Here is an 11618-nt window from a genome sequence, read left to right as displayed (position 1 = left end):
ATTTCTCTACTTTTATAGCTACCGTTGAGGTCAATTGCCCCAACTTGTAAACTTCTACGAATGAACTTGGAAATTGCTTTATCTTGAACATGACGTTCAAATAAATACATCAGCTTATCGTGGTTCAACATGTCAAAGCACTGTTTTAAATCACAATCAACCGCGACCGAATAGCCCTCTTCATAGTACGTTGCACATTGCTTAAGTGCAGTGCCTGTACTACGATTGGGTCTAAAGCCATGACTGTGTTTTGAGAATGTACGGTCGATTTTCGGTTCAATAACTTGTTTAATGGCTTGTTGGATAACTCTATCTCTAGCGACAGGGATTCCCAACACACGCTTTTTCCCGTTTGGTTTTGGGATTTCAACTTTCCTTACTGCTTGTGGTTTATATGTACCATCAAGCAGTTTCTTTCTAATTTGTGGAAAGTATTGCGCAAAGTGTCCATTCAGTTCACTGACTTTCATACCGTCAATTCCTGGTGCTCCTTTGTTCTTTCTCACTTTCTTGATTGCCTTTTCAATGTTGTTCGGTCTTACAACAAGCTCCATCAAGGATGGAGACTCACGATACATTTCTTTCATTTCACCTAAGATTTACTGTACACACTTATATACCCTTTTTCGTTCCACTACTTATCTCTCTATAAGTTGCCGGTACTTACCGTTTTCTGTACATCGTAAATCTATAACCTCCATTCTTTACTTTGTATGAATATTGTTCAGTCCTTCAGTATTTCTACCTACTATGACCTCTGCTGACTTCTCATCATTCGTTGTTACTACGGCATTTCTGTCGCTGATGAGACCTCCCCGGGTAAGAGTAATCACTTTCCACTCACATCACTGCATCATTTACTATATAGAACTTGGGTAGTATCGGACTTTGTCTTGTTCAGCAGACTCGTCCATTCTATATAGCCTTAATATGATATTTCTGTTCGTCAGCGCGAGTGTTTGCGTCCGACTTCCTTCAGATTCCACTTCACAATGGACACCCTTGTCTTTCGCTAACAGTTCCTACTACCAAGCCTGTAACGGACTTTCACCGTCAAGTTATTACCCATGCCGGGCGCACCAGAAGGAAACCTGTAAGCCCTTCTTAAAGTGGCCTACAGGTTTTTTGGTTAATTAAATGATTCAATTTCATCCATAATCGCTTGTAAATCATTCACATCATATTGGATGCGTCCGTGGAAAACATATTTGTTGAAGAATTCATTCAACTGTTCAGGACCTACAAGTACTTTCGTCGTACTTTGTGGTGCATAACTAGAAATCGTCACATCGCCTTCATGTTTCGGGTTAAAGTACAAAATCGGTGTTGGCGTATATTTATGTCCCAACTGACGCTGTAACTTTGATGCTAATACTTCAAGCTGTTCGATATGATCAGTATAATCCACAATTGAAAGTGCATGCGCATCGCTATCACTTTCATCTAAAACAATCGTTTGTGGCTTCGTTTCATCCAATTGAAGTGTTTTGAACACTTGTGCCATCATTGGATTTTCCGCAAATTGATTGCCACTTATCCCTTGATACACATGACCTTTCAGTAACTGCGAATCAATGATGTATAATCCAGTACGTGTGAGTACAAGATGACTAATACGTGTAATGTCTTCTAAATCATTCGTTGGCATGAAAATATTCGCCATAATATGCATATCTTCAGGACGAATACGCTTTTCTTTCACAAGACGCTCACGAATACCGAGCAAGCGCATATCTGTTACATATTCACTGCTGTTTTTCGAAAACAACTTCAACGCGTCAATTTCACGATCTTTTGATGCGACCATTGTTCGATAGTCTTCTTTATGCTTCGTCTCCACTTTTTTCTTTTCAATTCTTACTTTTTCAAGCGCTTCATTATGCGATTGTGTCAGCTTTTCTTCTTTTGCTTTGTATTCCGCTTCATATCTTTGTTGTGCTTTTTTCTTACGATTCAACGCAACTAAAAATAGTAAGAAACATATTACCGCTACGCCTATAGCAACAAATAAGCCAATTTCCATTGGACTAAACTGTGTCATTTTCAAAAACCTTCCTTTTGTCTACATTTATACACCTATTATAGTGAATAACCGTCAAATAATCGATATAAAACGCAACATTATGCTTGGTAAGCTGCAACTGCCTTTTTCAAATCTTCAACTTTATCCGTATTCTCCCATGGAAGTTGTACGTCTGTACGTCCAAAATGGCCATACGCTGCCGTTTGCTTATAAATCGGACGTTGCAAGTCTAACATTTGAATAATACCTGCTGGTCGTAAATCAAAGTTTTCACTCACTGCTTGAATTAAAGCATCTTCTGAAACTTTGCCCGTACCAAATGTATCAATTGCAATTGATACAGGTTGTGCAACCCCAATTGCATACGCTAGCTGTACTTCACATTTGTCCGCAAAACCAGCCGCCACAATATTTTTAGCAACATAGCGTGCTGCATAAGCCGCTGAACGGTCAACTTTTGTAGGATCCTTACCAGAGAATGCACCGCCGCCATGACGTGCATAACCGCCATACGTGTCAACGATAATTTTACGTCCAGTCAGACCCGCATCACCTTGTGGGCCACCAATTACAAAGCGACCAGTCGGGTTAATAAAGAATTTCGTTTCATCGTCTAAGAAAGCTTCTGGTACGATTGGATAAATCACATGTTCTTTAAGATCACGTTGAATTTGTTCCAATTCCACTTCTTCATGATGTTGAGATGAAATAACAATCGTATCAATGCGTTTTGGTTGATCATGTGCATCATATTCCACAGTCACTTGTACTTTCCCATCCGGACGTAAATATTCTAACGTACCGTCTTTACGTACATCTGTTAAGCGTTTCGCTAATTTATGTGATAAATCAATTGGCAATGGCATAAATGATTCTGTTTCATTTGTCGCATAACCAAACATTAAACCTTGGTCACCTGCACCTGTATTGAGTACTTCATCATTCGAAGCATCACGGTACTCCAATGCACGATCCACACCTTGTGCAATGTCAGGAGATTGTTCGTCGATTGCTGTCAGTACAGACATTGTTTTATAGTCATAACCATATTTGGCACGTGTATAGCCAATCTGTTTAACCGTCTCTCTTACAACTTTCGGAATATCAACATATGTCGAAGTAGAAATCTCTCCCGCAATTAACGCCATGCCTGTCGTAACAGTCGTTTCACAAGCAACACGTGCATGTTGATCTCCTTTTAAAATCTCATCTAATATCGCGTCTGAAATTTGGTCAGCAATCTTGTCCGGATGTCCTTCAGTTACTGATTCTGAAGTGAATAATCGTTTGTTGTATGTCATAATATGCTCCTTTAAATTAAATTACGAACACTCTCTTTATCTGAGCTCAAATAAAAAGAGCCTTTCACAACTACTACACATACATAGAGTGAAGGCTCAACGTCCATTCGCTCTTATCGTTCAGGTTATTTCACCTGCAAACGGTTTGGCACCTTTCTTCGTTAAAAAGAGGTTGCTGGGTTTCATTGGGTCCATGTCCCTCCACCACTCAGGATAAGAGAATCCGTTGCTTTTATATTACCGAAGTTTTTCTCATGTGTCAATTTCACAAATATGATTGAAAATATTATTTCTCTTTCATAGAAGTAATATTCGTTCAGCACCTTATATAGCCGATTTCCCCAGTAACGACATACGTTTCAGTGCATTTTTCATTGATTATTTTTTGGATTTTCTATGGGGATTATAGCTTGAATATGTTATACTCTTTAATTGTAAAGGCTTACATTTACGAACAAACTATTGGAGGGATTCATCATGTCATTCGATACGAGCGCACTGAATGCATTAATTAAAAAGCCTACATCTCATTTTCAGTTAACAAAAACTGAACTTTACAACAAAATTTTACAACGTGACGAGGCTGAATTAACTGAGCTAGGGGCAATCAATGCTAAAACTGGAGAATATACGGGGCGTTCTCCAAAAGATAAGTATATTGTAGATAATCCACAAGTAAAAGATGACATCGACTGGGGTACTGTGAACCAAGCTATTTCTGAAGAGAAGTTCTTAAACTTGTATCATCAAGTACTTGAATATCTAGATGCAAAAGAAGAAGTTTTCGTTTTTAATGGTTATGCAGGTAGCGACAAAGATTCACAATTAAAATTAACGGTTGTCAATGAGTTTGCATGGCATAACCTTTTCGCACAAAACATGTTTATTCGCCCACATTCAAAGAGCGAAGCAGAAAAAATTAAAGCAGACTTCACAATCATTTCTGCACCAACTTTTAAAGCAAATCCTGAAAAAGATGGCACACGTTCAGAAACATTTGTCATCGTGTCATTCAAACATAAAACAGTGTTAATCGGTGGTACTGAGTATGCTGGAGAAATGAAAAAATCTATCTTCTCTGTTATGAACTACTTACTACCAAAACGCGATATTATGAGTATGCACTGCTCAGCTAACGTTGGCCGTAAAGGTGATGTGGCATTATTCTTCGGTTTATCTGGGACAGGTAAAACAACGCTTTCTGCAGATCCGGAGCGTAAATTAATCGGTGACGATGAACACGGCTGGAATGAAAATGGTGTGTTCAATATCGAGGGCGGCTGCTACGCAAAAGCAATTAATTTATCAGCTGAAAAAGAACCGCAAATTTTTGATGCAATCCGCTACGGTACTGTTCTAGAAAACTTAGTTGTTGATGAACATGGTTATATCGACTTCGATGATAACAAGTACACGGAAAATACACGTGCAGCATATCCAATCGAACATATCGATAATATCGTTGTACCGTCAAAAGCATCACACCCTAACACAATTATTTTCTTAACAGCAGATGCTTTCGGTGTATTACCACCTATTTCTAAGTTAAGCAAAGACCAAGCAATGTATCACTTCTTAAGTGGTTTCACATCAAAACTTGCAGGAACTGAACGTGGTATTACTGAACCACAACCATCATTCTCTACATGCTTTGGTGCGCCATTCTTACCATTAAATGCTAAAGTATACGCAGACTTACTCGGTAATTTAATCGATAAGCACGAAGTAGACGTATACCTTGTTAACACTGGTTGGACTGGTGGTGTATACGGTAAAGGTAACCGTATCGAACTAAAATATACGCGTAAAATGGTCAACAGCGCTATTAACGGGTCACTTAAAAACAGCACTTTTGAAGAAGATGACATTTTCGGTTTAAGCATTCCAACAGAAATCGAAGGCGTACCGACAACAATTTTACAACCTAAAAACGCTTGGCGTGACAAAGAAGCGTATGACAAACAAGCGTCAGACTTAATTGAACGTTTCCGTGAAAACTTCAAAAAATTCGGCGAAGAAGCACAACAATTACAACAAAATGGTGGCTTTAAAGGCTAATCCTATAAACAAAAAAGAGAGGCAATCAACATGTCTCTCTTTTTTTATGCGTATTGTTCAACTTCATCCATCCATGTTTTTATACGATGTAAAGCATCTGCCAGTGCTTGTGGACGTGGTATGTGCCCTTCTGACATTTGATAGAACGTATCATAACGTGCCTGTTGATTCTCAAGATGTGTCGCTAAATGATACGCTTGATGAATTCCTACTTGTTCGTCTAATCCACCATGTACAATGAGTATCGGAGGTGCCGAATGGTCAATCAATCGTAACGCATCTCGCGCATCATATGCAGCCGGCTGCTTCTTTGGATGACCGACCATTCGTCGCAGCATGCCTCGCAAATCAACACGCTCTTCATACATCAGTCGCACATCACTGACACCACCCCAAATAATGTAACTTGTGGCTTTGACAGCTTGGAACGTCAGTAAACCTTGAATCCCACCACGTGAAAAGCCTATAAGATGGACTGGAACGCCTGGATACATCTCTTTTAATAGCGTTACCCCTGCAATCACATCTTGTAAATCCGCACCACCAAAAGCATCTTGTCCTTGGCTCCCGTTATTACCACGATAGTACGGTGCAAAACCCAATGTCGTATCATTTGTAAACTGTAACAATCGTCCTAAACGCACACGGCCTACTTGTCCTTTACCGCCACGTAAATAAACAACAATACGTTCAACTGAGTCATAAGGTGTCACAAGTAATCCTCTCACAATCGCTTCGTCCGCTTCATAGCGTACTTCATCCACAACATGCGTCCCCAATTCAGCTGGCATACGTTTATAACTGATAAAATCCAAGTGTGCTCATCCTTTCTACACAGGCTAATATCGCTTCGTCTGCCAATAAAACACTTTGTCGCTCAACAGGTACTTCTTCTAATGTAGACACACACACTGGCCCTTTCGTCTCCAAATAATCATGTTTATCAACGATGTCTTTCACAATGACAACATAAACATCTTTCGTAAATGGCGTCGGTTGTGCATGTACCGTATATTGCGCAATATAATAACTCGCTTCAATCGTAGCACCTGTCTCTTCATAAAGTTCTCGGCGCAACGCTTCTTCACTCGTCTCTCCCGCTTCACATTTACCACCAGGAAACTCAATGCCACGCACTTGGTGTTCCGTCATTACTAATTGTTTTTCATATATTGGTAGTGCAAGCACATGATCGCCATCAGCTTGATCATAGTGTGCACAAAATTTTAAAGTCACGCGTTGGTTCGCAGCATCTAAAAACTCCAAAAATCCAATCTCCCTTCATTCTATGGTACAATGTTCCTAATTATTATTAAGGAGGCTTCTTATGAAATCTGTATTCATCTCATGTATTCGCTTCTATCAACGTTTTATTTCACCATTAACGCCCCCAACATGTCGATTCTATCCGACTTGTTCGAATTATGCCGTCGAAGCCATTCAAATACACGGCGCATTCAAAGGGAGTTGGTTAGCAATCAAACGCATTTTAAAATGCCATCCTTTTCATAAAGGCGGCTTTGATCCCGTACCATTCAAAAAAGACAAACATCATCATGAGTAACTTTTTAATTGATCGTGCTGAATTTTCGGTGGTTCAAAATATAAACGACCTTGGTGTAAACGTCCTGAAGCCTCAGTAACATCATCAGCAAAGTAATAGCCTGCAGGTGTTACGTCTCCAGCATAATCACCATAACGGCTTATTAAAGCAGTAAAATAACGGCTCAGTCCACATTCATACATCCCACCAACAACGACAGTGATCCCTTGCGCATGTAACGTTTCGATTAACGTTAAAGCGCGGTCAATCCCACCTACTCTAAATGGCTTAATAACAACCACATCAACAGCATATCGTTGAACTGCATGCATAATAGCCTGTAAATCTGTTGCCTGTTCATCTATCGCAATGGGCGGCATCTTTTTACATTGCTGATCATCTACCAGTACATCAAAAGGCTCTTCAATATAGGCTAGACGTTCATTTGCTAAAGCATGTAACATTGGATAATCCGCTTCACAGAGCGTTTGATTCGCATCTGTGGAAATCGGTATATTCGGATACATAACTCCTAACATTTTTACTTGTTCAACAATGTTGCAATTCCACTTTATTTTAATACGCGCAGCATGATCCAAGCGGACTAATCTACGGTGCATATCGCCATTAACTGTAATCGTCATCGGCACATCAAACGTCGGTAAATCATGAAACATTTGATACAGTGCCATTATCACCGTTGCACGCGCAGCTGGCGTATCATTGAGTTCATCTGCAAAGCTTTGTGCCACTTCAAAACTATCAATTTCTTTTCCTTGAACACCTTTAAACCAGTGACGCAGTGTGTTGTAAACTGAATCAATCGTTTCAAAATGATACCAATCCGTCTCAAAAGCATTACATTCCCCAAACCATTCTTTACCAGCATCGTCAACCAGACCAATCAATAACGTTTGACGTGTTGCCATCGTGACTTTTGGCGTTTGAATTTTATGTTTAAAAGACGGTGCAAATTGATAAAAACGTAACTCCAATAATTTCATGGTCATTCTCCATTCAACAACTGTCGTTTTAACTTACCTGTACTCGTATAAGGCAAAGACTGCACATATTGGATGGTTTTCGGTAACTTATATTTTGCTAGATATTGTGCTAGAAAACTTGCCATATTCGGAATTTCTTTATGTGCAACTAAATATAAAACCGGACGCTGTCCCCATTCATCATCTTTAACACCTACACACATCGCATCATCTACGTCCACATGCAATTTTGCGACACGTTCAATCTCATTCGGATAAATATTTTCGCCACCACTAATAATTAAATCTTTACGTCGATCATGAATCATCACAAAACCATTGGCATCTACACTTGCAATGTCTCCAGTTTTAAAAAAGCCTTCAACATCGTATGTATGAGTTAAACCCTCAGGATATAAATAGCCATTCATGACATTGTCGCCGCGTACGTATAACTCCCCATGTCCTTCATCATTCGGCGACATAATTTTTAGCTGATTTTGACTACCAGTTAAGCCGACAGTTTCTGGATTTTTGGCTAGCATTTCCGGACTCGCCGTCAAAAACTGTGAACATGTCTCAGTCATACCAAACGAATTATAAATAGGTAATTTATAGGCAAGCGCTTGCTCGACAAAATCACGTTCTAACTTTGCACCACCGAGTAAAATTTTTTCAAGTTGATACGGCTCCGTTAACCCTGCACGCATTAAACGCTTTAATGTTAATGGCACAAGCGACATATGTGTAATGCCTTTAAATACCACTGCATCTAATATACGTTGTTCATCAAACTTGTCCATTAAATATAACGTAAAACCATATCGCACACTGCGCAACACAATACTCAATCCGGATATATGGTAAATCGGTAACACCGTCAACCAACGTGTATTCGTATCAAATCCTAAATGTGTGAAACACCCTTCCGCACTCGCACGATGATTTGTAAAAGTTTGTGGCACAGCTTTTTGAGGGCCAGTCGTACCTGATGTAAACATAATGGATGCAATTGTAGTTTCTTGAAATTTTGGTAAGGGGTGTTGCACAACATCAGATAAAATGTCAGAGCCCGTTAGACAACGTAATTGCTCACTTAGCTCCGTTTCTTGAACCCGTGCATAATAATTTTCAGTTGTAACAATCGTGTTCACATTAATAGATTGCATTTGCTTCATAATTTCATTATCTGTCAAACGATTATTAATTAATGCTATTTCAATGTTATACAACCATGCACCATGTATTAAACCAAGCGCTTCAATCGAATTATCCACCAATAAACCGATACGTGTTTGATTTAATGTAATCAGACCACTCCCATATCGTTTAGCCATTTCAAACAACTGCTGAAAAGTTAACTTCTGCTCATCCGTCTCCACAGCAATCGCATTTGGTGAACGATGCACCTGTTGTACTAACCAATGTTCCATTGCGACACCCTCCAAAATATTGTTCGCTTCTTATTATAGACAAATTTGAAAACGAATGCATATTTTAAAACTATGCACATTTAGAAATCGCCATTTTTAATGAATGTCGAACAAAGTTGTTAAAGTATTCCACTTAAATCACAAATTATTATAAAACCGCATTGACAGTGCTACAAATATTCATAATAATGATAGCGATAAGCATTTATGAACGATTTAAAAACTGAATAAAGGAGCATTCCTATGAAGAAAACACTCGGACTATTACTCGCAAGTACGCTTGTAATAAGTGCATGTAGCAATCATCAAGAAGAAAATAAAGAGCAGAAAGACACAAAAGTCGCAACTAAAACATCACAACATAGTGCTCAGAAAAAGTCTGGACAAACACCTACTCAAGTAACGACTGATTCAGAAGGAACAAATCAAGCGACATCAAAAAGTAGCAACCAAGCAGCCATTGATGTCACTAATATTAAAGATAGAGCGACGTTAGAAGCGGTCATTTATGGTAATTTCAGTGAATACGATAAAATAAAAGCTTATAATAGCGCCGTTGCTAACGGTGTAATCCCACAAGGAAATGTATTAGAAGGACCTGCATGGGCAGCCTACGAAAGTTCATTAAAAATTGAGCGTGGCGAAGAAAAATCTATATTTGACAATCCGCCTGCATATGATGACCATTCATATGAAGAAGCCCCTTACGACGATTATTGGGACGATACTACACAAGACGAGCTTTATGAAGTCATTCCAGATTATGATGAAAATGCCGATTACGGTACATATGAAGACTATTTAGAAGCAGAACAAAACAGCTGAGTTTTGTAAAACAGAACATGCGCACTTTCCGTATTCGTTTGAAGTGCGCATTTTTATTTCAATTATCGCGATAAAACATCATTCTTTTTGTATAAAATAGCAACGTATATAAGTAATAATCCAATACTTATAATCAGAAAAACATGCCACGCTTCAAAAATACTCTTTTGTTCGGTAATCCAACCATTTAATGGTAATAAAGTCATCGTTATTAAAGATTCCAAAGTATAAAAAGTGGATATAAACGACGAACGTAAAGAATCATCAGTTATTAACTGCTGATGCATATACACACTGATTTTCACACTCATAATTGTAAAAATCGCAATGTGTAACATAAAAAATAGAATATTGTGTTCAGTTACGGTCATCAACCATATGATTAACATATCAAAGACAAGATAAATGACAATTTCTTTAAGCCCTGACCCTATTCTTGGAATTTTTGGAATTACCAAGTTTGTTAACATCCCCATAACTGAAATGCCTATCCATAAGTATCCAATTTCATCATTAAATGCCACTTGCCACTGATTAGAAGGTCCAATATCTACAATTGTCGGTAAAATTAATACTAAAAGCACCACAACGAGCAACTTATTTTGTATAAACAACTTAAAAATATTGGACGCTGTTTTGACCCAAGTATTTTCTATTTTTTTAACACCGTCACTGAAATATACTTCTTTTTTTATCACTTTTTGTTCGGGTAATAAAAAATAAATAAGTATCGCCAACATGATGAAGAAAATAACACTTATGATGATAGGTAAAAACAAGTAGATTTTAAACAAAAATTGTGCACTGACAAAGCCAACTAGTAATGAAAACATCGCACTGAAAAACGCCACCCTCGAAAAAATACGATCGAGTGGCACACTATTTTTATCTTCTAGCTGATTCATAAACCAACTGCGTGAACTACTCACCACTTAGCTAAACATAGCGTTTTTAACGCTTGAAGTGGGAGCTTCTTGGGAATAGAGTGTACTTGCTAGTTTATTTTTTTCACTAACAGCGCTGTCTCTTATTTACCAAGCTATCCCCGTAGTTCCTACGGTTCTTGATGCTACTTAAGCGTATGCCATTATTCTTAGACCTTCTGTCAAGATATTTATACTGGCATTGATATCTCGATCATGGTGTGTATGACAAACAGGACAAGTCCATTCCCGGATTTCAAGAGACTTCTTGCCGTCTTTATGACCACATTTCGAACAGATTTGACTAGATGGAAACCATTTGTCTACCTTAATGATTTTCCGTCCGTACCATTCAGCCTTATATTGTAATTGCGTCACAAAACGAGACCAAGAGACATCAGAAATACTTTTTGCCAGTTTATGATTACGTAACATACCTTTTGTGTTTAAGTCTTCAATACAGATGACATCGTGGTTTTTGATAATTTCTGTACTTAACTTATTCAAGAAATCAGTACGTTGGTTCATT

Annotated in this window: 12 protein-coding genes and 1 riboswitch; of the genes, 3 read left to right on the top strand and 9 right to left on the bottom strand. The window is 38.4% G+C overall.

Translation table 11 applies throughout. The features are described from left to right. The 3 genes from TP70_RS09700 to metK all read right to left on the bottom strand — a co-directional run. Nucleotides 1–578: reverse transcriptase domain-containing protein (locus TP70_RS09700; RefSeq protein WP_044361314.1), on the bottom strand; the 578-nt coding region annotated here is incomplete at its 3' end. 551 nt (nt 579–1129) lie between these two features. Then, nucleotides 1130–2041: a nuclease-related domain-containing protein gene (locus tag TP70_RS09695; RefSeq protein WP_044361312.1), complete on the bottom strand. Its 912-nt coding sequence runs from the start codon at nt 2039–2041 to the stop codon at nt 1130–1132. Between the two features lie 80 nt (nt 2042–2121). Further along, nucleotides 2122–3324 (bottom strand): methionine adenosyltransferase, encoded by a 1203-nt coding sequence (gene metK, locus TP70_RS09690; RefSeq protein ID WP_044361310.1) that lies wholly within the window; start codon nt 3322–3324, stop codon nt 2122–2124. 110 nt (nt 3325–3434) lie between these two features. Further along, nucleotides 3435–3544, bottom strand: a riboswitch (SAM riboswitch). Between the two features lie 257 nt (nt 3545–3801). Between metK and pckA the strand changes: the two genes are divergently transcribed. Continuing rightward, nucleotides 3802–5382, top strand: a complete 1581-nt coding sequence (gene pckA, locus TP70_RS09685) for a phosphoenolpyruvate carboxykinase (ATP) (protein WP_044361308.1) — start codon at nt 3802–3804, stop codon at nt 5380–5382. A 44-nt stretch (nt 5383–5426) separates the two neighbouring features. On the opposite strand, the gene TP70_RS09680 is transcribed toward pckA, so the two are convergent. Both TP70_RS09680 and ytkD read right to left on the bottom strand, forming a co-directional pair. Next, a complete protein-coding gene (locus TP70_RS09680; protein WP_044361307.1) occupies nt 5427–6197 on the bottom strand; it encodes an alpha/beta hydrolase family protein in 771 nt (256 codons plus the stop codon). Beyond that, the gene (ytkD, locus tag TP70_RS09675; RefSeq protein WP_044361305.1) at nt 6178–6648 is read right to left on the bottom strand and encodes an RNA deprotection pyrophosphohydrolase; all 471 of its coding nucleotides are present in this window, start codon (nt 6646–6648) and stop codon (nt 6178–6180) included. The genes TP70_RS09680 and ytkD overlap by 20 nt, the downstream gene beginning before the upstream one ends. Before the next feature lie 61 nt (nt 6649–6709). Between ytkD and yidD the strand changes: the two genes are divergently transcribed. Beyond that, nucleotides 6710–6946, top strand: coding sequence for a membrane protein insertion efficiency factor YidD (gene yidD / locus TP70_RS09670; protein ID WP_044361304.1), 237 nt, complete (start codon nt 6710–6712; stop codon nt 6944–6946). Here the strand turns inward: yidD and menC are convergent. Together menC and menE are read right to left on the bottom strand one after the other, a co-directional pair. Next, nucleotides 6937–7929, bottom strand: coding sequence for an o-succinylbenzoate synthase (gene menC / locus TP70_RS09665; protein ID WP_044361303.1), 993 nt, complete (start codon nt 7927–7929; stop codon nt 6937–6939). The genes yidD and menC overlap by 10 nt on opposite strands. Nucleotides 7930–7931: 2 nt before the next feature. Continuing rightward, nucleotides 7932–9341: an o-succinylbenzoate--CoA ligase gene (gene menE, locus TP70_RS09660; RefSeq protein WP_044361302.1), complete on the bottom strand. Its 1410-nt coding sequence runs from the start codon at nt 9339–9341 to the stop codon at nt 7932–7934. 243 nt (nt 9342–9584) lie between these two features. Between menE and TP70_RS09655 the strand changes: the two genes are divergently transcribed. Continuing rightward, entirely contained in the window at nt 9585–10166 is a 582-nt protein-coding gene (locus tag TP70_RS09655; RefSeq protein ID WP_052502912.1) for a hypothetical protein, read from the top strand. 62 nt (nt 10167–10228) lie between these two features. Here TP70_RS09655 and TP70_RS09650 read toward each other — a convergent pair whose 3' ends face one another. Then, a complete protein-coding gene (locus tag TP70_RS09650; protein ID WP_044361301.1) occupies nt 10229–11071 on the bottom strand; it encodes a hypothetical protein in 843 nt (280 codons plus the stop codon). 168 nt (nt 11072–11239) lie between these two features. Continuing rightward, nucleotides 11240–11618: RNA-guided endonuclease TnpB family protein (locus tag TP70_RS09645; protein ID WP_044361300.1), on the bottom strand; the 379-nt coding region annotated here is incomplete at its 5' end.

The sequence above is a fragment of the Staphylococcus microti genome (assembly GCF_000934465.1).
GTDB classification, from domain to species: domain Bacteria; phylum Bacillota; class Bacilli; order Staphylococcales; family Staphylococcaceae; genus Staphylococcus; species Staphylococcus microti.
The sequence above is the reverse complement of the archived record's forward strand: the minus strand, read 5'-3'. Positions and strand labels throughout refer to the sequence as shown.

Coding starts and splice junctions, on each gene's coding strand:
- yidD (WP_044361304.1), top strand. CDS start 6,710: ATGAAATCTGTATTCATCTCATGTATTCGCTTCTATCAACGTTTTATT.
- pckA (WP_044361308.1), top strand. CDS start 3,802: ATGTCATTCGATACGAGCGCACTGAATGCATTAATTAAAAAGCCTACA.
- TP70_RS09695 (WP_044361312.1), bottom strand. CDS start 2,041: ATGACACAGTTTAGTCCAATGGAAATTGGCTTATTTGTTGCTATAGGC.
- menE (WP_044361302.1), bottom strand. CDS start 9,341: ATGGAACATTGGTTAGTACAACAGGTGCATCGTTCACCAAATGCGATT.
- metK (WP_044361310.1), bottom strand. CDS start 3,324: ATGACATACAACAAACGATTATTCACTTCAGAATCAGTAACTGAAGGA.
- TP70_RS09650 (WP_044361301.1), bottom strand. CDS start 11,071: ATGAATCAGCTAGAAGATAAAAATAGTGTGCCACTCGATCGTATTTTT.
- menC (WP_044361303.1), bottom strand. CDS start 7,929: ATGAAATTATTGGAGTTACGTTTTTATCAATTTGCACCGTCTTTTAAA.
- TP70_RS09655 (WP_052502912.1), top strand. CDS start 9,585: ATGAAGAAAACACTCGGACTATTACTCGCAAGTACGCTTGTAATAAGT.